At 60.8% G+C, this 21,521-nt stretch carries 21 protein-coding genes; 8 read left to right on the top strand and 13 right to left on the bottom strand.

Annotated elements, in window-relative coordinates:
* Positions 1 to 5: 5 nt before the first annotated feature.
* The 4 genes from N7568_RS00565 to N7568_RS00550 form a co-directional block, all read right to left on the bottom strand.
* Complete coding sequence (locus N7568_RS00565; RefSeq protein WP_261607984.1) at positions 6 to 2,333, bottom strand: FdhF/YdeP family oxidoreductase; 2,328 nt, start codon at positions 2,331 to 2,333, stop codon at positions 6 to 8.
* Positions 2,334 to 2,418: 85 nt separating this feature from the next.
* A complete protein-coding gene (locus N7568_RS00560) occupies positions 2,419 to 3,165 on the bottom strand; it encodes a lipoate--protein ligase family protein (RefSeq protein WP_261607983.1) in 747 nt (248 codons plus the stop codon).
* Positions 3,165 to 3,968: a thioesterase family protein gene (locus tag N7568_RS00555; RefSeq protein WP_261607982.1), complete on the bottom strand. Its 804-nt coding sequence runs from the start codon at positions 3,966 to 3,968 to the stop codon at positions 3,165 to 3,167. The genes N7568_RS00560 and N7568_RS00555 overlap by 1 nt, the downstream gene beginning before the upstream one ends.
* A gap of 31 nt (positions 3,969 to 3,999) precedes the next feature.
* On the bottom strand, positions 4,000 to 4,485 hold the full coding sequence (locus N7568_RS00550; RefSeq protein ID WP_261607981.1) for a DedA family protein: 486 nt from the start codon (positions 4,483 to 4,485) through the stop codon (positions 4,000 to 4,002).
* Positions 4,486 to 4,565: 80 nt separating this feature from the next.
* On the opposite strand from N7568_RS00550, the gene N7568_RS00545 reads away from it, so the two are divergent.
* Positions 4,566 to 5,522 carry a hypothetical protein gene (locus N7568_RS00545; RefSeq protein ID WP_261607980.1) on the top strand — a complete coding sequence of 319 codons (957 nt, stop codon included), beginning with the start codon at positions 4,566 to 4,568 and terminating at the stop codon, positions 5,520 to 5,522.
* Here N7568_RS00545 and N7568_RS00540 read toward each other — a convergent pair.
* Both N7568_RS00540 and N7568_RS00535 read right to left on the bottom strand, forming a co-directional pair.
* Positions 5,519 to 7,027: an FAD-dependent oxidoreductase gene (locus N7568_RS00540; RefSeq protein ID WP_261607979.1), complete on the bottom strand. Its 1,509-nt coding sequence runs from the start codon at positions 7,025 to 7,027 to the stop codon at positions 5,519 to 5,521. The genes N7568_RS00545 and N7568_RS00540 overlap by 4 nt on opposite strands.
* 67 nt (positions 7,028 to 7,094) lie before the next feature.
* Complete coding sequence (locus N7568_RS00535) at positions 7,095 to 7,586, bottom strand: DNA alkylation repair protein (RefSeq protein WP_261607978.1); 492 nt, start codon at positions 7,584 to 7,586, stop codon at positions 7,095 to 7,097.
* Between the two features lie 60 nt (positions 7,587 to 7,646).
* Between N7568_RS00535 and N7568_RS00530 the strand changes: the two genes are divergently transcribed.
* On the top strand, positions 7,647 to 8,735 hold the full coding sequence (locus N7568_RS00530; RefSeq protein ID WP_261607977.1) for a PDDEXK nuclease domain-containing protein: 1,089 nt from the start codon (positions 7,647 to 7,649) through the stop codon (positions 8,733 to 8,735).
* Between the two features lie 12 nt (positions 8,736 to 8,747).
* On the opposite strand, the gene N7568_RS00525 is transcribed toward N7568_RS00530, so the two are convergent.
* A complete protein-coding gene (locus tag N7568_RS00525) occupies positions 8,748 to 9,722 on the bottom strand; it encodes a dienelactone hydrolase family protein (RefSeq protein WP_261607976.1) in 975 nt (324 codons plus the stop codon).
* A 169-nt stretch (positions 9,723 to 9,891) separates the two neighbouring features.
* On the opposite strand from N7568_RS00525, the gene N7568_RS00520 reads away from it, so the two are divergent.
* Both N7568_RS00520 and N7568_RS00515 read left to right on the top strand, forming a co-directional pair.
* On the top strand, positions 9,892 to 10,884 hold the full coding sequence (locus N7568_RS00520; RefSeq protein ID WP_261607975.1) for a restriction endonuclease: 993 nt from the start codon (positions 9,892 to 9,894) through the stop codon (positions 10,882 to 10,884).
* A 67-nt stretch (positions 10,885 to 10,951) separates the two neighbouring features.
* Positions 10,952 to 12,301, top strand: coding sequence for an HNH endonuclease (locus N7568_RS00515; RefSeq protein ID WP_261607974.1), 1,350 nt, complete (start codon positions 10,952 to 10,954; stop codon positions 12,299 to 12,301).
* Between the two features lie 52 nt (positions 12,302 to 12,353).
* On the opposite strand, the gene N7568_RS00510 is transcribed toward N7568_RS00515, so the two are convergent.
* Positions 12,354 to 13,628, bottom strand: coding sequence for a hypothetical protein (locus N7568_RS00510; RefSeq protein ID WP_261607973.1), 1,275 nt, complete (start codon positions 13,626 to 13,628; stop codon positions 12,354 to 12,356).
* A gap of 187 nt (positions 13,629 to 13,815) precedes the next feature.
* Positions 13,816 to 13,983 (bottom strand): hypothetical protein, encoded by a 168-nt coding sequence (locus N7568_RS00505; RefSeq protein ID WP_261607972.1) that lies wholly within the window; start codon positions 13,981 to 13,983, stop codon positions 13,816 to 13,818.
* A gap of 314 nt (positions 13,984 to 14,297) precedes the next feature.
* On the opposite strand from N7568_RS00505, the gene N7568_RS00500 reads away from it, so the two are divergent.
* Complete coding sequence (locus N7568_RS00500) at positions 14,298 to 14,810, top strand: hypothetical protein (RefSeq protein WP_261607971.1); 513 nt, start codon at positions 14,298 to 14,300, stop codon at positions 14,808 to 14,810.
* Positions 14,807 to 15,409, top strand: a complete 603-nt coding sequence (locus N7568_RS00495; protein ID WP_261607970.1) for a DUF4230 domain-containing protein — start codon at positions 14,807 to 14,809, stop codon at positions 15,407 to 15,409. Before N7568_RS00500 ends, N7568_RS00495 begins: the two co-directional genes overlap by 4 nt.
* Before the next feature lie 117 nt (positions 15,410 to 15,526).
* Here the strand turns inward: N7568_RS00495 and nrdF are convergent, their stop codons facing one another.
* From nrdF to nrdH, 4 genes are all read right to left on the bottom strand, one after another.
* The gene (nrdF, locus tag N7568_RS00490; protein ID WP_011775019.1) at positions 15,527 to 16,501 is read right to left on the bottom strand and encodes a class 1b ribonucleoside-diphosphate reductase subunit beta; all 975 of its coding nucleotides are present in this window, start codon (positions 16,499 to 16,501) and stop codon (positions 15,527 to 15,529) included.
* A gap of 122 nt (positions 16,502 to 16,623) precedes the next feature.
* Positions 16,624 to 18,765: a class 1b ribonucleoside-diphosphate reductase subunit alpha gene (gene nrdE / locus N7568_RS00485; RefSeq protein WP_261608480.1), complete on the bottom strand. Its 2,142-nt coding sequence runs from the start codon at positions 18,763 to 18,765 to the stop codon at positions 16,624 to 16,626.
* A gap of 11 nt (positions 18,766 to 18,776) precedes the next feature.
* Entirely contained in the window at positions 18,777 to 19,247 is a 471-nt protein-coding gene (nrdI, locus tag N7568_RS00480; protein ID WP_261607969.1) for a class Ib ribonucleoside-diphosphate reductase assembly flavoprotein NrdI, read from the bottom strand.
* A 62-nt stretch (positions 19,248 to 19,309) separates the two neighbouring features.
* Positions 19,310 to 19,552, bottom strand: coding sequence for a glutaredoxin-like protein NrdH (nrdH, locus tag N7568_RS00475; RefSeq protein ID WP_011775022.1), 243 nt, complete (start codon positions 19,550 to 19,552; stop codon positions 19,310 to 19,312).
* 396 nt (positions 19,553 to 19,948) lie between these two features.
* On the opposite strand from nrdH, the gene N7568_RS00470 reads away from it, so the two are divergent.
* Both N7568_RS00470 and N7568_RS00465 read left to right on the top strand, forming a co-directional pair.
* Positions 19,949 to 20,914 (top strand): LysR family transcriptional regulator, encoded by a 966-nt coding sequence (locus tag N7568_RS00470; protein ID WP_261607968.1) that lies wholly within the window; start codon positions 19,949 to 19,951, stop codon positions 20,912 to 20,914.
* A gap of 50 nt (positions 20,915 to 20,964) precedes the next feature.
* Positions 20,965 to 21,471 (top strand): DUF2004 domain-containing protein, encoded by a 507-nt coding sequence (locus N7568_RS00465; protein ID WP_261607967.1) that lies wholly within the window; start codon positions 20,965 to 20,967, stop codon positions 21,469 to 21,471.
* The last annotated feature ends 50 nt before the right edge of the window (positions 21,472 to 21,521 follow it).

Below are 21,521 nucleotides of genomic sequence, written 5' to 3'. Positions count from 1 at the left end.
CACCTTCAGGACTGCTTGTCGGCTGCCGTTCCGTAAACCGGTGCGGCAGCCGGCTCAAGCCGGATGATCACAGACTTCGACGCCGGCGTATTGCTTTCCTCCGCCGTCGAATCCAAGGGGACCAGCACATTGGCCTCCGGGTAGTAAGCAGCAGCGCAGCCACTCGCAGTGGGGTACGCCACCAAACGCAACTGCGGAAGGACACGGTCCACGCCGTCGTCGGCCTCGCTGTGAACGTCCACATAACCACCGTCCTGGTAGCCCAACTCCTCCAAGTCCTGCGGATTGACCAGCAACACCATGCGGCCTTTCTTGATCCCCCGGTATCGATCATTCATGGAGTACATGGTGGTGTTGAACTGGTCGTGGGACCGGAGGGTCTGCAAAAGCAACCGGCCTGGCGGAATCACGATCGTCTCAAGTTCATTGACGGAGAACATGGCCTTGCCTGTTGGCGTGGGGAACGTCCTGCTGTCCCTGGGTCCATGCGGAAGCACGAAGCCGCCCTCCTCACGAATGCGTGTGTTGAAGTCCTCAAAGCCCGGCACTATGCGGGAGATGTGGTCCCTGATGGTGTCGTAGTCAGTGCGCAGACCGACCCAATCCACCAGCATTTTGTTGCCCAGCACAGCCTGGGCAAGGCGACTGACGATGGCAACCTCGGACAAGACGTCCGGGGCAATCGGCTGCAGGGGACCCGCCGAGCGGTGCACCGCGCACACTGTGTCCTCCACCGTAACGAATTGCTCGATGCCGCCTTGCCTGTCCACCTCGGTTCGCCCCAGAGTGGGCAGGATCAGCGCCCGCTCACCCACCACCACGTGTGACCGGTTCAGCTTGGTGGAAATCTGGACGGACAGGCGGGTTTTCCTCACGGCCGCTTCCGCCACAGCGGTGTCCGAGATTGCATGGATCAGGTTGCCGCCCAATGCCACCAAAACCTTGATCCTTCCATCCCTCATGGCCCTGATGCTGTCTACCGCATCGACGCCGGCACGCCTCGGGGGTTCAAAGCCAAACTCACTCTGCAGGGCATCCAGGAACCGTGGCGGCATCTTCTCCCAAATGCCCATGGTCCGGTCACCCTGGACGTTGCTGTGTCCACGGATCGGGCACGGCCCCGCCCCGGGTTTGCCGATATTGCCGCGCAGCAGGAGCAGGTTGATGATTTCCTTGATGGTGGACACGGCCTTCTTATGCTGCGTGAGCCCCATGGCCCACGTGACAATGACCTTCCCGGCACGGAGGTACCTCCCGGCAAGTTCATCGACTTCTTCGCTGGTCAGCCCCGTGGCTGCCAGCACATCGCGCTCATTCAACGTAGCGAGATGGGCGGCGAAACCAACAAAACCCTGACAATGTTCATCAATGAACGTACGGTCCAGCACCGTCCCGGGGGCCACCCTTTCTGCGTCGAGCACGCGCTTGCTGAGAGACTGCAGCAATGCCATGTCCCCGGCGATCCGGATCTGAAGGAACTGATCGGCAAGGTCCGTGCCTTTTCCCACCAGGCCGCGCGGACGTTGTGGGTTCCGGAAATTTATCAAGCCAGCTTCCGGCAATGGGTTCACGGCAACGATCTCCGCGCCGGCTTGTTTGGCGTCTTCGAGAGCAGTGAGCATCCGTGGATGGCACGTTCCCGGATTCTGTCCCATGATGATGATCAGGTCGGCTTTGGCGAAGTCGGGGTAGGTGACGGCAGACTTGCCTACTCCGATGGTCTCTCCCATTGCGATGCCCGTGGACTCGTGGCACATGTTGGAGCAGTCCGGGAGGTTGTTGGTTCCGAACGCCCGCACGAACAGCTGATAAAGGAACGCAGCTTCGTTGCTGGTCCGGCCGCTGGTGTAGAACGTGGCCTGGTCCGGATCGTCGAGGCCGTTGAGCTCTCCCGCGATGATCTCAAAGGCCCGATCCCAACTGACGGGGGCATAGTGATCTGAACCAGCGGTTTTGTAGACAGGTTCAACCAGCCTGCCCTGCTGCCCCAGCCAGAACTCCGATCTCCGTTCCAGGGAGCCCAGCCCGTTCTCTGCCCAGAATTCCGTGGGGATCCGCAGCGGTTCCGCTTCCCATCCAATGGCCTTGGCACCGTTCTCGCAGAACTCGGCCGCTTTGCGCTCCGGCGGGTCAGGCCAGGCACAACTCATGCAGTCAAAGCCGTCCTTCTGGTTGACGGCCCTCAGCGTCTTCCATGCCCGCGACGGCCCCATGTTAGCGAGGGCGTGCGGGAGGGTTTCACTTAGGCTGGGCAAACCGGCGGCAGACCTCTTCGGTGGGCTGACGCTGATATCGACGTCCGAATCCTCAAACGGGTGATGCTTCCGGCCCATTGTGCCACCGCGATCCGCGTGATTGGATTTCCTGTTGACCTCAGCCTAAACCCGGGTAACTCCGTGCTCAACGGCGCAGGTGCCGCTAAGCCACCAGACTCCGGAAGTCGCCGTCGACGACGTCCGCGTAACCGCCGTACGCCTCAATGACAGCGCCCTCCACGGTGTCCACATCCAGGTGCGGCAGCAGGTCGTTGGCAGCGCCGGCCGTTGCGGGATCCCAGTCAAGGCCCAACGCGGCGTAGCTCGCCGTCAGGACGTCCCGGATGGGCTGGGAGTTCTCCACCACAATCACTGAGCTGAACAGCCAACCACCGGAGACTACCCGCTGTGCAGTACCGATGAGCTTGATACGGTGGGCCGGAAAGTCCGGATCCTCGCCGTGAACGCTGAACTCGCCGGGGCAGTACTCCCCCGGAATCTCACCGACGGCGGCGTGAACACCGACGCTGCGGAGCGCACCGGCCAACAGTTCACCGAACTCCGAAAAACGGGCCTTGGCGCGTACGATCGCGTCCGGATGTGGCTCAATGTGGTCTATCACCAAGGTGCCCTGGTGATAGGCAGCTGCGCGGCCTCCGGCTTTCCGGATGAGAGGCTCGAAACCCAGCTCCCGGCAGGCCTGTTCCGCTGCGTGGAAACCCGGTAGGTTGGCATCCCGCTGGCCGAAAGCAACCGTAGGCTCCGGGCGGTACAGGCGAAGCGAAGGACCCAGCTGCCCGCTGCGGGTGCGCTTCAGGAGCTCCAGGGCGAAATCTAGGTCTTCTGCTGCGCCCATGCTTTCGTGCTGGCGGTACACAGTGAGCTGCCCGCGGACCGCGTCGGCCGGCATCAGCTCTTCCTCAACGTCAGGATCTGCTCGGCCCTGCCGAACGGCCCGTTGACGTCGTGGAGCACTGTGGAGGTCAGCCCGATGCCGTCGGCTCCGAAGGAAACCTTGTTGTCCAACCCGAGCCATTCACCGGACGGTGCCCGGTACATGTGGATCTGCAGGTCCACGTTGGGAAAAATGTAGCTGTTCTCGCCCGGTGGGACACGGGCCGCGATGCCGTTGGCTGTGTCCACCAGGCCCATCAAACGCGCAAGGTCCGTGCTGTCCTGCCGGTCCGTCAGAGGGTGCGAGGTCCGGATCCACACCTTGCCGGATCCTGGTCGGTGGCCCTCCGCCAAGCGCATCTCCAGCGAGCGGATGTACCCGCCCGGCCACACGCTGGCTCCGTCCCATGGCTTGCACTCGTCGGGCGCCGGCATGCGCTCGTCTTCCACCGCTGCTACGGCGCTGGTGTCACTGGTGACCATTCGCCAGGCCGAAGCACGGATGGCCACCCGGCCTCCGGCAGTAAGTTCGGCCTGGATCAGTTCTATGGTCCGGCCAGGCCTCAGCGTTGAGGTGGTGACCTGGAATTCGCCGCCGGGAATCAATCCGAGGATTTCGTAGCTGATGCGGGCCAATCGCACGTCGTCCCTGGGCTCATGCCTGACAAGGGCATCGGCGATGATGCCCGAGGCCGGAGCCATGTGTTGTTCGTGTGGATTCCATGCACCCTGGGCATGGAGTGTGGACCGGTAGCGGCCCTCACCCAACGTTTCGTAGTAGAAATCGCCGTCCGCCAGTTCCGGTAATGCAGTAGTCAACCCGAGCCTTTCGCCGATCCAGCAGTAGAACTCAGACCACTGTATCCGCTGATTTGGCCGCAGAACGACGCCTGCGAACTACCAGCCACACGATGACGGCGGCCAGGGTGGCAAGTGCCAGACCTGCGCCAACGGGGGACGCCGCAGCCACCGCCAGCCACGCCTCCAAGGCGGCAAGTCCGATGGTGGCATAAAGCAACGCCCAGATGACAGAACCCCCAATGGCTGCCGGCAGGTAGCGGCGCAGCGGCATCCGCGCCGCACCCGCTGCAAGGTTGACCGCCGTTTGGAGGCCAATGGTCAGGAAAGAAAGTACGACGGCGTATGGCCCCCACCGCTGGATCAGGGCCTGGGCCCGGGCTGACTTTGGCCGCTCCAAGGACTTGCCAAATCGGGTGTGGCCGAATCCGGCCACGACGCCACGGCCAATCCAGTACGTGACGTTGACGCGGATCATGACTATCGCAAACAGCGCCGCCAGGGCGACTCCGAAGGGCAAGCTCATGATCTGGTCCACTCGGCTTAGGCTACCCTAAGCATCGGCCCAACGCGGATTTGGTCCCCTTTGCCGCCCGGATGAAACCCTAGGATAAGTTCATGGATCTCCGCGAAGCTGCCCAGGAGCTGTACGCCGTCTTGCCGCGTGAGTTCACAGCGGAGCGGTCGGCGCTGGTCCGCAAGGCAAAGGACGGCGGCGATAGCGCCCTGGCGAAGGAAATCGGCGGACTGCCCAAGCCCGCCGCCGCAGCCTGGGCCATCAACATGGTGGCGGTTCATAAGCCCGAGGTGATTGACGGCGTCGTGCGTTTTGGCGTTTCGCTCCGAACCGCACAGGAGGAGTCTGACGCGGAGGCATTTCGCGGGTTGGGGCAACAACGGCAAGGCCAGTTGGCATCGGCAGTGCGGGCGGCCAAGGATCTCGCAAGCGAGTTGGGAGCACCGCTCAGCGCAGCCGCGGTTGCCGATACGGAGCAGACCCTAAGGGCGGCGATGGCTGATGCGGGGGCTGCCGGCGCGGTAGCCACCGGGCGATTGGTGCGCGCACTGAGCGGCAGCGGCTTCGAGTCCGTAGACCTCACAGGTGCCGTGGCCGCAGCCGGGCCGGAGGAGTTGGCTGGCTTTGAAGCCACGGAGCCGCGTGTGGCGACACCAGGCAAGAAGGACCCGTCGCCTGCCAAGGAACCATCCCCTCCCAAGGAGAAGGAACCGAAAGAGCAGGCGACTTCCCTGGCTGAGCGTCGCGCCGCCAAACGACAGGGGGCGCTGAAGGAGGCCCGCAGCGAATTCGAGGCGGCCGACAAAGAGGCTCACCACGCCGAAGAAACAGCGGACCAAGCGTGGGACGTCGTCAGGAAGTTGGCCGAACGCCGAACAAACCTCACATCAGAGATCGAGGAAACCAAGAAACGATTGGCGTCCTTGGAAGCCGAGTTGATCGGGCTCACCCGGGATGCCGACGCCGCAGAATCAGACAAGAAGGGCGCCGTGAGGACGGCAACGCAGCTGCGACGAAGCGCGGATCAAGCCAAGCGGCGCGTCGATCGGCTCAGTTAGTCCTTTTTCCTGACGGGCGGCTTCTGCAAGTGATGGGTCGCAGGGCCTTCAAGGTACTTGCCCCCGGGGGTGAAACGGGAACCGTGCAGCGGGCAGTCCCACGATTTCTCGGCATCGTTCCAGCCCAGCAATCCGCCCAAATGCGCGCAGCTGCCCGACACCATGCACACCTTCCCATCCACCGTCGAAACCGCCGCCGGCTCGCCCTGATAAAGTCCGACGACGCCCGTTCCCTCGGGCGGGCGGGTTTCGTCGGTAATCTCCGGGTTTTTCCTGACTTTGGCTTTGTCCTCGATCATCCGACGCGCAATGTCGGCGTTATGTCGGATAGCTTCTGCAGCACCCTTGGGCGAGGTCACCCGGTGATGGATAACAGTGGCCCAATCAGATTGGCCACCCAGTATGTCCGAGGTGATGGACAGCGCAGCGGCGACGCCGTTGCTCATCCCCCACTTGTTGTAGCCCGTGCCAAAGAAGATCCGGCTGTGGCCCCGGGGCAGTTTGCCGAAGAATGGAAAGAGGTTGGTTGCCTGGTAGTCCTGGGCTGACCACGTATGGGTCGCCTCCGCGCCGGGATAATGCTGGCTGGCCCATCCCAGAAGCTCATCCAGATGCGCCTTCGGAGATGTGGCCCGCCCAGCCGCGTGACCGTAGCCGCCCACGAGCAAAAGTTCACCTCCAGGAGTTGGGTAGGTTCGCTGGGAGCGGGTTGGGCCATCAATGGACAGGTACATGCCGGACGGGATTGTTGTGTCGCCCGGTACACGGAGTGCGGCAGCGTAGGAACGGTTGGGCTCGAGCTTCGCAAAGTAAAGTCCACGGTCCAGAATCGGTATCCCCGTCGCCAGCACAACCGTGTCCGCTGTGAAGGTTCCCTTGTGCGTGGAGACCTCCAACGGCTGTTGGCCACTGACGTTTTGCACTTGTACGCCCTCAACCACCAGGCCGCCGTGTTCCCGGATGTCGCTCGCCAGGTTCTCCAAGACATCCATCGGGTGGATTTGGACCTGGTCCTCCAGCTCAAGCGCCTCGACTACCGCGAACGGGAGTCCGGGATCACGGCTGAAATGGACATCCAATCCCGCGTCACGCGAAACCGCGGCTTCTTTGCGGAGACGCTGGCCGCCGTCGTCGGTGTTTGCGAAGGTGACCGCAGTCCGGCGCTGGAACGGAATGCCCTGCTGCTCCATGTACTGCGTGAGCCAGGCCTGTCCTGTCTTGTTGGCCTCAACGTAGGCTTGGACCACCTTGAGTGAGTACTGGCCGCGCAACGCCGAGAGCGCGCCACCTTGCAAGAGACTCAGCTTGCCAGTGGTGTTGCCCGTGGTCACAGCGCCAAGTGTTCGTGCCTCGAAAACCACCACGCGCTGGCCGGACCGGGATAGGAGCAACGCAGCCACCATACCGGTGAGGCCTGCGCCCACCACTATCGTGTCAAAGTGCTTCTCATCGGGGATTGCGTCGGACGTGAAGTGAGATTGACGGTCCAACCATAGCGATTTCATCGAACAATCTGCCTCTCGATTCACTGGCATGTTGTGAGGGAAACGCTAGGCGCGTCCCTGGTGCTTATCAAGGGGTGGTGGCGCCTGTGGCAAGGGCAGCCGCGCGTCGCAATTCGGGGTCCGGGTCGGTCGCCCAACGACCAAGAACGCGATCAGCGCGGTCCTTTGCCGGCCCCTCGAGCCGGGCGAGCAGGGGCCGCACCACATCCTTGGCGAGCGGATTCACCAGTTCCGGCGTCCCGGCGTGCCTGATAAAACCCTCGATGCGGGTCAGGTCCGTATTCACAAGGACGCCCACTTTGCTCTGCAACAGAACCACCGCTGCGAGGCGCCGTTCAAAAACCGGTTCCTCCCAAAGTTCCGAGCTCAGGGCGGTGACGTCGTCATGGCTGAGGTTCTTGTACCGCTTCAAAGCATCCCGGATTGTTCCGCGGACGGCGCCCACGGACGCGCCATAGACCTTCAGCGCTCCACCGAGGCGTTCGCTGGCTTCGTCGGCTTTCTCCCAGGACGACTCACGCTGCAACGTGTAGTCCACAAATTCGGCGGCTTCACTCACCCGTCTATTTTGTCAGTCCCTCCGCATAGCGTGATCCCAACAGCAATCGACAGGAGACACATGCCGTCCCAAGAGCTCGCTACCGAGGCCTCATTTCCGGGGATTCCGGCAGCATCGTCCATGCCCGACTGGTATCCGGCTCTGCTCAATACGGTGGCGCAAGAGGTCCGGGTGGGCAGGACCCGAGCGATGGCTGCGGCCAACAGCGAGGTCCTGAACTCGTACTGGAGCATTGGCAGGCAATTGGCGGAACGGGAGTCCGAGCAGGGCTGGGGCGCCAAAGTGGTCACGCGATTGTCGGCCGATATCCGCACCCGGTATCCGGAAGCGAAAGGGTTCTCCCCCAGGAACCTGCGGTACATGAAGAGCTTCGCCCAGGCCTGGCCGGACTTTCCAATGTTGCAAGCGCCGCTTGCAACATTGCCCTGGTATCACCAGATCGCCCTGCTGGAAAAGCTCGACGACGCCGCCACGCGCCTTTGGTACGCCGCGGCAGCTGCCCAACACGGATGGTCACGCAACGTGCTGACCCACCAGATCTCGACGCGCTTGCACGAACGCTCCGGGCAGGCCATCACCAACTTCAAGTCCACTATGGTGCCAGCGGACTCGGACCTGGCTCAGCAGGCCACCAAGGATCCCTACGTCTTCGACTTTCTGTCCATGGGTGACCGGCACACCGAACGGGACCTGGAGCTGCAGTTGGTGAAACACGTGGAGAAGTTCCTGTTGGAGCTGGGCCAGGGCTTCGCGTTTGTTGGCGAGCAGGTGCGGTTGGAGATTGCCGGCGACGAGTTTTTCGCTGACCTGCTGTTCTACCACCTGAAATTGCGGTGCTACATGGTGATCGAACTCAAAGCGGTTAAGTTTGAACCCGGGTTCCTGGGGCAGCTTGGCATGTACATGGCTGCCGTGGACGATCTCATGGCACACCCGGACGACAAGCCGACCATCGGCTTGCTGCTGTGCAAGGAGAAGAACAGCGTGGTGGCGGAGTACGCGCTGCGGGGCTTCAACGCTCCCGTCGGCATCGCTGAGTGGCGGACCTCCCTTGCGGACTCCTTGCCTGACGAATTGGTGGCGTCCCTGCCGAGTATTGAGACGCTTGAAGCCGAGCTGGCCAGTGAGGCTGCCCGGTTAAACGGGTGAGGTCTGGCCGGGTTAAACGTTGTCCTTGAACCACGTCAGGGTGTCGTTCCAGGCGGCTGTTGCTTGGGCTTCAACGTAGCGGTCACCGGTGTCGTTGTGGAACGCGTGGTCCACGCCCGGGTACACCTTCAGCTGATGCTTGACCGTTGATGCGTCCAAGGCTTCCTGGAACTGGGGCATCGCGCCGGTGATGCGTGCGTCGTTCTCCGCATAGACACCGAACACGGCCGGCTTGATGGTGGGTACTTTGGCCAGGTCCGGTGCTGGACCGTAAAAGGCCGACGTTGCCTTGAGGCCAGGGATCTCCGTGGATGCCTGCCAGGTGATACCGCCGCCGAAGCAAAATCCGATCATGGCGATGCGGCCTTCTTCTACGAAGTCCTGGACGTTGAGGTAGTCGAAGGCGGCGGCGAAGTCTTGCACATGCCTTTGGGCACCGGCTTGGGTGAGCGCACCCGGGACGGCATCCGGGTCCATGGACGCCGTGCCGCCTTCCCGGCTCAGCAGATCCAGAGCCAGCGCTGCGTAGCCTTCCTTGGCGAAGCGCCGGGCGACGTCCTGGATATGCGGGGTTAGCCCTCGGTTCTCGTGGCAAATCAGGACCGCGGGTCCCTTTTCGCTTCCGTCGGGCCGGGCCAGATACCCGCTGATTTCTGTCCCTCCGGAAGTCAGTTTCACCGTGGCTGTTGTCAGGCCGGCCGCGCCTTCCGGAACAGACAATGGGCTCTTGGCGTTGGGAACCGCGGTTGTCGCCGTCCCGGCCGATCCAGCCGAAGAAGCAGGCGATGGCGTTGGCATCGGATCAGTGGTCCGCGGCACCTCGTCAGGTGTGCAGCCCACTAAGGTCATGGCCGCAGCAGCGGCCGTCATGCTCCCCATAATGAATGCCACCCGCCTGGTGAATGTCTTGTGCGACATGTCCCCTGACCGGTAGTCGTCGTAGAACTCTTCGATCAAGTACTTTTCGAACTTTTCAAGCCGCACCATGGTGAACCTCCCGAAGATGGCACTTATCCTCCCCTGATGTAAGGACGCGGACAAGGGCGGGACGGTTCAACTCCGCGTCACATATAGGCTGAACACCAGAAATAGACCTTGAACCCTACAAAAATTGGAGGCCCAATTGGCCGTAGTGTGGGGCATCCACAATGATGCTTTGTCCAGCGAGCTTCTTGAGCAGGGATTCGTCAGCATCGGCTGGAACGCCATCGCTGACATACGCTCCATCGGCAATGACAGGGAAAAACTAAAGCGTGCGCTAGAAGTTGCCTATCCCGATGCAAAGGCCGGGGCCTACCCCGTCTGGGCGGGAATACTCCGACGTTTTGCCTTTGAGATGAAGGAAGGCGACGTTGTCATCGCACCGCATCGGGCAGACAGCACCCTGAACTTCGGCGTGATAACAGGGAACTACAGTTACTACCCCGATACCCAGGTTCACCCTCATCGACGGGAAGTCCGGTGGGTCCAGACGGGCGTCTCGCGAGGTTTGTTTCCGCAGAAAGCCCTGTACGAAATCGGATCGGCAATGACCCTTTTCCGCGTCAAGAAAAACGTACAAGTCTTCTTGGACTATCTCGACTCTGGAACGGTTAGACCGCCTTCCGCGATGTCTTCTGACGTGACTTCGGAAGCTGTCGACGACTGGGTGGAAACGGAACCCAGCGCGGCAAGACTCGATCAATTCACGCGCGATTTTGTACTAAAGACACTCCTTGAGGACCTTAGCCATGAAGAATTTGAACACTTCACAGCCGATCTCCTCCGCGCCATGGGGTACCAGGCTCGGGTGACCCCCTACTCGTCGGACGGTGGCGTCGATGTCATCGCGCATAAGGACCCTTTGGGTCTGGAACCTCCTCTGATCAAGGTTCAGTGCAAGCACACCAGCGCCCAACAGTCCCGCCCGGACGTCCAGAGACTGAGCGGAACACTCGCGCACGGAGAGCTTGCACTATTCGTTTGCCTTGGTAGCTACAGCAAGGACGCTTTGGGGTACGAACGTGAGCGCCAGAACTTGCGGCTGATGACTGGGGCAGACATAGTCGAACACACAATTGCGAACTACGAGAGTCTCGCGGCGCGATGGCAAAGTCGTATGCCCCTGCGCCGCGTTTACGTGGTAGATCGTTCTAACGAAGGGCACTAAGGACGCATTGAACGCCCCTTTGGGCCGCTGACGCTATATTGTCAGTGCCTGCTGCGAACGTAAGGACATGAAGCAGAACGGGGAAAGGCAAGCGGAGACAACGGCGTCTACCGCGTCTCTTCGTGCCATCTCCCGAGGTGCGGCTCAGCCCGGCACTATCAGTGGCCATCTGATTGGTCAGTTGCGGATCCTGGAGGAGATGAAGTCGGCCATCACCGGATTGCAAGCGCAGATTGCTGTGGCTTTCGATCTAGCGCAGCGAGCCGAGCAAGCCGAGGCCGGCATCCCTGTGGCGGAGCGAGGCAAGGGCGTTGGCGCGCAGGTGGCTTTGGCGCGGCGGGAATCACCGTACCGTGGCTCCAGGTTATTGGGGCTTGCCAAAGCTCTAGTCACGGAGATGCCGCGCACCTTGGCGGCGTTGAGTTCGGGGCAGCTTAATGAATGGCGGGCCACACTGCTCGTGAAGGAAACAGCCTGCCTCAGTGTTGAAGACCGAGCCTCCGTCGATGAAGAGCTCGCCCCCGACACCGGTACTTTCAACAGTGCAGGAGACAAGGCCATCATCGCCGCCGCGAAGGCCGCCGCATACCGTCGTGATCCGAGGTCAGTGGCCCAGCGGTCCAGCCATGCCGCCAGCGAGAGGACGGTAAGTCTGCGCCCCGCACCGGACACCATGACGTATCTGACCGCGCTGCTTCCTGTAGCCCAGGGCGTTGCAGTGTATGCCGCGCTGACCCGGACGGCCGACTCTGCCCGCTCCAGCGGCGACCCCCGAAACCGTGGGCAGGTCATGGCAGACTCACTTGTTGAACGCACCACAGGCACGGCCGGCGGGGTCTCGGGCATCGAACTCCAAGTCGTTATGACCGACCGCACCCTCTTCCAAGGCGACAGTGAACCGGCCAGGCTCCAGGGCTACGGAATCGTCCCTGCTCCCTGGGCTCGGACTCTGATTGGCGCCGGACAATCCACCACCCAGGTAGGGACCAAGGCAGCAGCCAGTCAGAATCAGGACTTAAAGGTCTGGCTCCGACGGCTCTACACCGCGCCAGCCAGTGGCGAGCTGTTGGCCATGGACTCAAAGGCCCGGCTCTTCCCACCGCGACTCAGACGCTTCATCGAAGCCCGCGACCACGGCTGCCGCACCCCCTACTGCGATGCACCCATCCGGCACATCGACCACATCGTGCCCTGGCACTCCGGCGGAACCACTACCCTGGACAACGGCGCCGGACTGTGCGAAGCCTGCAACCACACCAAAGAAAACCCCGGCTGGAACGCAAAACCCCTACTCGCAGACGCTCACACCCTACAAATCAGGACACCCACAGGACATAGCTACCACTCAACCGCTCCACCCTTACCCGGGCACGCACGTACTAGGCGTCCTGCCTCAGCAGACGAGGGCGGCCCGTAGGTACCAGGCGGCCAGAGCTCTCTGCCGTGGAAGCCCTCTCGGCGTCGGGGATTCATTCCTCAGGCGCACTCTCCGGTGTGCCAGACGTGTCTCGCTTCCGCGACTTGAAGAGACCAGCGACTCTCCCACCTGCTGCGCCTGTGGCGCCCGCCAGAGCACCGCCGAGTCCTTTGACCGCAGACAATGCCTGTGGCTCATCAGGTATCCCGTCTCCGTCAACGTCCACTGCGCGGAACGGGCGGGACACCGCTGCGGCGGCGCCTGCTACGCCTGATCCCACAGCGGTGGCACCAGTCGCAACCCCACCCCCAACCGTGCTGGCCGTCCCTGTGATCCAGCTTCCTGTGGATTTCGCAGCATCCTCCAAGGCTGCAAGCGCCCGGTTGGGCTCCGACTCCCGAGCATCGGCGTCTGACGACTTGTCCTGAAGACCCAGACTCTCGGGGAACTCCTCAGGAGCCTCAGGGAACGCGGCCCGAGCTGCCACGACCACGTCGCGGCCAAATACGAATCGGCTGACTCCGCCTGCCAGCGCACCCACGCCGTATTCAATCGCTGACTGCTGTTTCCCGCTCAAGGTCTCACGTACGGTATCCAGCTGACCCGTCTGTATGGTTCTGACAAGACTTTGTGCTGCCCCGCTTGGCAGTGTGTCTGCAAGCGTCGTTGCCCAATGGGACCAGTCACCACTGGCAACGGCGAACTTGTGACCAACTCCCACCACTCCATCGGGAGACGTTTCCGCTACATCCTTAGCCATGGTTGCAATCTGCGTCTGGCTAACGGAATCGTTAGTGAGCCCGTAAACCAGAGCATGTGCCTGATCTTGGTCGAGGTCCATGCCGTGAATGTCTGCGAGGGCCAGCCCAAAAATTGCTGTGATCTCGAATTGAAGTTGCTGATCACCGGCGGGGAGAAGCGCGGCTACACGATGAGCACCGGTTTTCGCAGCACCCAGGGCCATATTCTTCGCGGCCACTTTGGCCGCTTCCTTGGCTGTTACTTGCACAGTCTTCTTTGCGGCCTGTTTCCCGGCGGTCTTAAGACCCGCGGCCGCGACTCCTCCACCCGGGATAAGGGAGATGCCCACCTCAGCGGCGATGGACCCTGCAGTAATGGCCGCGCCGGCGGCTGTGATTGACGTGCTGTAGTGACGTTCCAACAACTTGATCACTTCCGCCGGGGTCGCCTCTGGACGACGGCGCCGAATCCTCATGACGTACTTGCGGGCGATCGAATGACGGGCACTGACCGCCTTCGCAATGTCAGCATTGGCCCCCTCGTCATCGAGCTGTGTTTCGAGCGTCACGGATTCACTCTCGGTCATGTGCTGTCCCCCTCTAATTACAGACTCAACCCTGTGCCTGTTCGTCAACCCTGCAATTCGGTTCGCGGCAGAGGAGCCCAGGGCTTTCCTGCCGCGAAGTTATCAGTGTCCCCCATGGTGCGGCAGGACCTTGCTAGCCACGCTGCACCTACCCACTGCCGGGCCTCATGGTCCGGCCGAAGTGAGCTTATCCCGGGATCTGGATCCGCGCGGCCTCCTGCAGCAGAGGACCAGGGATCATGACGGTGTCAGCGCCTGGTGCAATATCGAATGCAATGTTGCCCCGAGCCTTGTCGCCGGGCAGAATCTCGCCGGATCCCAGCTGATTGTCGGCGAACAGACTCATGTCCGCCATTCGCCCATTTGCATCCTTAGCCGAGAGATAGAGCGGATTGGAGCTCGTCTTGCCGGATTCTGTTTCCCAAAGTAATGTCCTATAAGTTCCCAGCCGGGCACGTGGGAATTGTCGACGACTTTCTCCTTAAGGAGTTCGGGGAACGTTACATTGATGAAACGAAGTCATTGGGCGACGATCCTACTCGCGGATCAAAACTTCGTTTCCGGCTCAAGAAATTTGCGCCACCAGTCGGAAACTGAGTCTGGCTTTCCTGAGACAAAAGATCTTCTGCCACAAGGCGGTCGTTACCAAGCACGAAAAATGGGGAAAATATGTCGTATTACGACACGTCAACAGGCTACAACCCGCCTGTTCCGCCTATCCCGGAGTCGACTCCGCAGGCGAACGTCGTCAAGAAGCCCGGGCTTTTCAAAACATTTGCTGCAGCTGCCGGACCAGTGCAGCTTTCAAGGGTCATTCTGGGCATCATCCTCGGATTGCTGTTCATCCTGACTTGGGCTGGCACCGGGCCTGCTGTTGTCGACGCAGGCAACCCGTCCGAGTGGAAGTCAGACCTCGCCGACGCGAGCATCAAGAACGAGGTCAATAACGGGGAGACCAAGGGAGCCCCGCAGCAATCGGTGGTCAACGGTTGGTACGCCAACGATATCGCGGCAGTTACGGCCTCACAGAATACCTATATCGCCGCTAGTTCGGCCAGGAACGGCACTCTGTTGATGCTCATCGGTGTCGGGATTGCCGGCGAGATGATCATCCGAGGCTTCGCCGGCAATGAGCGGACGAAAAAGCAGCAGGGGCCGTCACAGGCGGTCGGTGCCCAGTGATCAAGCGCACCCTGATCCTGATTGTTGGCGCCATCGTACTGGTATTAGCCGCAGTCGGCGTAGCCAACGTGGCGGGAGTCAGCCCTTTCCAGTCGCAGCGGACAGACCGCAGCCAGCCTGCCCTTTTGAAGTCGATCAAGGACGTCAGCCAGTATCATGCCGCAGTGGGCAACTTCGAAACTGTCCTGGACATCGACCACAACGTCGCAGGGGTTCCCGCCCTAATTTCAGGACGCCGGACGCTTTTCGTCGCCGCTGGTACGGTTAACGCCTACATCGATCTATCCGGGTTTGCCGACGACGACCTTGTATTGTCAGCCGATGGGAAGTCGATGACCGTGCGGCTGCCGGAGGCGCAGCTGGATAAGCCAAACTTGGACCACGATCGTTCCTATGTGTTTAGCCAAGACCGCGGCATCATGGAACGAATCGCCGATGCTATAGAGGCGCCCCAGCAAGCGGAGTATTTCAAGCTCGCTGAGACGAAACTTACGTCTGCAGCTGAGGAATCACAGCTTCGCAAGCAGGCAAGTGAAAACACAAAGTCCATGCTGACCGGCATGTTCAGCTCGGCCGGAATTCAAGTCTCCTTCTCATGACAGCAAAAAGGACCCCGCACGCTCAAGCATGCGAGGTCCTTTTGGTTTTCAACGGCCGGTCAGATCGTGGTTGGAGGTTCAGGTGGAATCCTCACAACGACCTTCCGGCTGGACTACCTAGAACTCCCAGTCCTCATCCTCCGTGTTGACAGCCTTGCCAATCACGTAGGAGGAGCCCGAGCCCGAGAAGAAGTCGTGGTTCTCGTCAGCATTCGGGGACAGGGCCGACAGGATGGCCGGGTTCACGTCAGTGACGGAAGCCGGGAACATGGCCTCGTAGCCGAGGTTCATGAGGGCCTTGTTGGCGTTGTAGTGCAGGAACTTCTTGACGTCCTCGGCCAGGCCCACACCGTCGTAGAGGTCGTGGGTGTACTGGACTTCGTTTTCGTACAGCTCAAAGAGCAGCTCGAAGGTGTAGTCCTTGATTTCCTGCTTGCGTGCCTCGGAAACCTTCTCCAGGCCCTTCTGGAACTTGTAGCCGATGTAGTAACCGTGCACGGCCTCGTCACGAATAATGAGGCGGATGAGGTCGGCCGTGTTCGTGAGCTTGGCGCGAGAGGACCAGTACATGGGCAGGTAGAAGCCCGAGTAGAACAGGAAGCTCTCCAGCAGCGTGGAGGCAACCTTGCGCTTCAGGGGATCGTCGCCCTGGTAGTAGTCCATGACGATCTGCGCCTTCTTCTGCAGGTTCTCGTTCTCGAGGGACCAGCGGAAAGCGTCGTCAATCTCCTTGGTGGAGCACAAAGTGGAGAAGATGGACGAGTAGGACTTGGCGTGCACCGATTCCATGAAAGCGATGTTGGTGTACACGGCTTCTTCGTGCGGAGTGATCGCATCCGGGATCAGCGAAACAGCGCCCACTGTGCCCTGGATGGTGTCCAGCAGTGTGAGGCCCGTGAAAACGCGCATGGTGAGCTGCTGCTCATCAGGGGTCAGCGTGTGCCACGACTGGACGTCGTTGGAGAGCGGCACCTTCTCGGGCAGCCAGAAGTTGTTGACCAGCCGGTTCCAGACTTCCACGTCCTTGTCGTCCTGGATCTTGTTCCAGTTGATGGCCTCGACGTGTGTCAGCAGCTTGACCTTTTCGGTCATTTCATCCCCTTAAAGCGATGGTTTTCTTGAGATAAGCCTACGACGGCGGGTGGGAACCCGCCGTCGTGCTCTTTAGTTTTGAGTGCAGCCGGGGCCGCAATTAATCAACCGATAAAGGCTGATTACAGCATGCAGCTGACGCAGCCTTCCACCTCAGTGCCCTCCAGCGCGAGCTGGCGGAGACGGATGTAGTAGAGGGTCTTGATGCCCTTGCGCCATGCGTAGATCTGCGCCTTGTTGATGTCGCGCGTCGTGGCGGTGTCCTTGAAGAACAGCGTCAGGGACAGGCCCTGGTCCACGTGCTGCGTGGCAGCGGCGTAGGTGTCGATGATCTTCTCGTAGCCGATTTCATAGGCATCCTGGTAGTACTCCAGGTTGTCGTTGGTCAGGTACGGCGCCGGGTAGTAGACGCGGCCGATCTTGCCTTCCTTGCGGATTTCGATCTTGGCGGCCACCGGGTGGATGGAGGACGTGGAGTTGTTGATGTAGCTGATGGAACCGGTAGGCGGCACAGCCTGCAGATTCTGGTTGTAGATGCCGTGCTCCATGACGGAAGTCTTCAGCTCGCGCCAGTCATCCTGGGTGGGGATGTGGTGGCCGGCGAAGAGCTCACGGACGCGTTCCGTCTCGGGCGTCCATTCCTGCTCGGTGTACTTGTCGAAGAACTCACCGCTGGCGTAGGTGGACTTCTCGAAGCCGCCGAACTTCTGGCCGGTCTCGATGGCGAGGCGGTTGGAGGCGCGCAGCGCGTGGAACAGCACCGTGTAGAAGTAGATGTTGGTGAAGTCCAGGCCCTCTTCGGAACCGTAGTGGACGTGCTCACGGGCAAGGTAGCCGTGCAGGTTCATCTGGCCGAGGCCGATTGCGTGGCTCTGGGCGTTGCCCTGGGCGATGGACGGCACCGAGTTGATGTATGACATATCCGAAACAGCGCTGAGTGCACGGATGGACGTCTCGATGGAAAGACCGAAGTCCGGCGAATCCATGGTCTTGGCGATGTTCATCGAACCCAGGTTGCAGGAGATGTCCTTGCCCACGGTCTCGTAGCTGAGGTCCTCGGCGTAGATGGACGGCGAGGAAACCTGCAGGATCTCCGAGCACAGGTTGCTCATGGTGATCTTGCCGTCGATCGGATTGGCCCGGTTCACGGTGTCCTCGAACATGATGTACGGGTAGCCGGACTCGAACTGGATCTCCGCGAGGGTCTGGAAGAACTCGCGGGCGCTGATCTTGGTCTTCTTGATCCGGGAATCGTCAACCATCTCGTAGTACTTCTCGGTCACCGAGATGTCGGAGAACGGGACACCGTAGACCTTCTCGACGTCGTACGGGGAGAAGAGGTACATGTCCTCGTTCTTCTTGGCGAGCTCGAACGTGATGTCCGGTACGACAACACCCAAGGAGAGGGTCTTGATACGGATCTTCTCATCGGCGTTCTCGCGCTTGGTGTCCAGGAAGCGGTGGATGTCCGGGTGGTGGGCGTGCAGGTACACGGCACCTGCACCCTGGCGGGCACCGAGCTGGTTGGCGTAGGAGAAGCTGTCTTCGAGGAGCTTCATCACGGGGATGACGCCGGAGGACTGGTTCTCGATCTGCTTGATCGGTGCACCATGCTCGCGGATGTTGGTCAGCGAAAGTGCAACGCCGCCGCCACGCTTGGAGAGCTGGAGTGCGGAGTTGATGGCGCGGGCGATCGACTCCATGTTGTCTTCGATGCGGAGCAGGAAGCAGGAGACCAGCTCGCCGCGCTGGGCCTTGCCGGCGTTCAGGAACGTGGGGGTGGCCGGCTGGAAACGGCCATCGATGATTTCGTCAACGAGACGGTTGGCCAGCTCTTCGTTGCCGCGGGCAAGGTGCAGCGCGACCATGCACACGCGGTCCTCGTAGCGCTCCAGGAAACGCTTGCCGTCGAACGTCTTCAGTGTGTAGGACGTGTAGAACTTGAAGGCGCCCAGGAACGTCTCAAAGCGGAACTTCTTCTTGTACGCGCGGTTGAAGAGGTCGCGGATGAAGTTCATCGTGTACTGGTCAAGGGTTTCGCGCTCGTAGTACTGGTTCTTCACCAGGTAGTCGAGCTTCTCTTCCAAGTCATGGAAGAACACCGTGTTGTTGTTCACGTGCTGCAGGAAGTACTGGTGCGCAGCCTCACGGTCAGCTTCGAACTGGATCTCGCCGTTGGGGCCATACAGGTTCAGCATGGCGTTGAGCTCGTGATAACCCAAGCCCTTGAAAGCCTCAGGCAGCGGCTTCTTGACCGTGTCCACAGCGCCCCCGGTTACTTCTGTTTCTGCGACAGTTGTGTCCAAAACTTTTCCAGCCCTTCGTTGACCCGCTGAACGTCTTCCGGCGTCCCCATGAGTTCAAATTTATAAAGATGCGGCACCTTGCACTTGACGGAGATGATGTCCCCCGCCGCGCAGTAGTTGTCCGCGAAATTGGTGTTCCCTGCTCCGATAACACCCCGGATTAGTTCCCTGTTCCCGGGATCGTTGAGAAATCTGATGACCTGCTTCGGCACGGAACCTTCACCGTTTGTTCCGCCGTAAGTGGGCAGTACAAGGACGAAGGGTTCGAGGGCTCGAAGCGGGGCATCCTGGGCGTATAGCGGGATGCGCGCCGCATCCGTGCCCAGTTTCTGGACGAATCGTTTGGTGTTCTCGGAGGTCGAGGAAAAGTAGATCAGGTGACTCCTCGTGGTCACAGCTTCCGCAGCATCGCGTACGGGTGCCGCTGCCAGCGGTGCCATGGGAGTCACCTCGACTACATAGGAATTCTTAGTGTGCTGTGGTGGCGAAGTTTGAATGAAACTTAGGCCACGGAGGAAACGGCCTGGGCCAGTTCCTCGATCTTGTCCGGGCGGAATCCAGACCAGTGGTCCTGCTCGGTCACGACAACCGGAGCCTGCATGTAACCCAGTGCCTTGAGGCGCTCAAGTGCCTCGGCGTCCTGGGAGATGTCGACACTCTGGTAGGCAATGCCCTTCTTGTCGAGTGCCCGGTAGGTTGCGTTGCACTGAACACAGGCCGGCTTCGTGTAAACCGTTACGGTCATGATCCCTGTCCCCTTAGTTGAAGTCTGTCGCTCTTCGTATCTGGCGGGCTCAACCGGAACTGATTACTGAATCCGATACCGGCCCGCGGGCTGCCGTGACAGCCAACACGTTCTGATTTTGTCTTGTGCTGGTTTCCCGCTCAATCCGTAAATCGATACTACATGTAGTGCAACCGCCGAACTGGAACCCCAAGATGATGTATTACAAGTATGTCATTCAATCCACTGCTCGTCCACAGGTCAGGGGCTTCAAAATGTCCGTGATTCCGCCAAACTGAGAGATGTCATCCACACCCTGTGGACTACTTAGCCACATTTAATCTTCAGCGTGTCGCGTGGATACGGCGTGTCGTGACACTTTGAAAATGTGGCGTGGCGAACAGCTAAAATCGGCTGATGGTCAACCTCCTCCATCTTCGAACGCTGCTGGAGGTTACCCGGCTGGGTTCCTTCGCGGCTGCCGCCGCCCAACTGGGCTACACAGCCTCGGCAGTCTCCCAACAGATGGCCGCCCTGGAACGCGATACCGGCGTCGAGCTCTTCCAACGCTCTGCCCGCAGCGTTGTCCCCACGGAGGCAGCGGTGACCATGACGCGGCACGCATCCAAGGTGCTGACCGACGTCGAAGCGCTCATGGCAGCAGCGTCAAGAACGAACGACTCCCCCGCCCAGGAACTCAGGCTTGGCATTTTCCCCAGCCTTGCCACGTATGTACTGCCGGACATCCTGCGGAACGATCGCTGGAACGGCCTGGGCATTGAGCTGAAAGTCTCAGTGGCCGAACCGGCACAAACCATCCAGGGCCTGCGCAGCGGCGGCGAACTGGATGTGGCCCTCGTCTACCAGGTGGGGCAATCCGGTTTGGCATGGCCGCACTCGCTGGAACGGCAGTGGATCGGCGACGACGATTTCCGGGTGGTGCTGCCGGCATCCTGGAAGATCCGTGAGGATGCCGAGATTGAGGCGGCCCACCTCTCGGACATGCCATGGATCATCCACCACCCCGGCACCAGCGATGCCCTGGTGATCGAACGCCTGTTCGCCAGCTGCAACCTACACCCCCGTGTGGTGGCCTACAGCGACGACTTCCATGCGAGCCTGGAGATGACCGCCGCCGGACTTGGCGCCTCCCTGGTGCCTGAACTGGCACTCCGGAACCGGCCGCCCGGCGTCGTGGTCCTTGACGTCCCGGACATTCGACTGGCCCGTAACATCTTCGCTCTGCTCATCAACGAAAAACGCACGGCGCAGGTCCAGCTCTTTACCCAACTGCTTGCAGACACCCTCCGGGAATCATCCGGGAAGAGCGGTCTCCACCCCCTGAAATCCGTGCCTGTCAAGGGCCGCAAGCTCAAGAGGTGAATTGGCCCGAAGTGCTGGAACCGGCAGGTTGATGGGGTTAGATTGATCACATGGGCAAGGTAGCGAGCAAACATTTTGGGGAGATCGAGCTCAACCACGGGCGTGAACATTGCTTCGTTGCGAGACACGAACTCGGCGGCAACCAGCTTGAGCTGGACCTCAATGTCGCCGCGCACGACCATTTCGATGAGGCCGCGATGCGCAAGGTGGACTACCGCTTGCGTTTCCTGCCCGAGCTGGTGGACCAGGTCAGGGAAATGATTGCAGACGAACTGGACCAGGACGGTACCAACCCCCAACAGTTCCTGCACTTCCACTGTTCACAGCTCAAAGAAGAGCAGCTCGAGACAGTCTTCGGTGTCCGGGACAAGGGCCAGCTCACCAACGACGTCTTCTTGAAAGCACTCAAGCTCGGCCATGTGGCCATCTACCCCGGCCAACCTGAGCGGTATTTCGTCCTGGACTTCACGCTCGGCTCGCGATTCACGGACGAGCTCCTGGTGGTTGCCGCGGATGAAGACGGCGTGGTGGACGACGAAATACTGTGGGAGTCGTAACCGGCCACTACGGCGGGCGGTTGACCCACAGCCGGCGGGACGGAACGTGC

Origin of the sequence: Paenarthrobacter aurescens (assembly GCF_025421775.1) — a bacterium.
Lineage (GTDB): Bacteria > Actinomycetota > Actinomycetes > Actinomycetales > Micrococcaceae > Arthrobacter > Arthrobacter aurescens_B.
The sequence above is the reverse complement of the archived record's forward strand: the minus strand, read 5'-3'. Positions and strand labels throughout refer to the sequence as shown.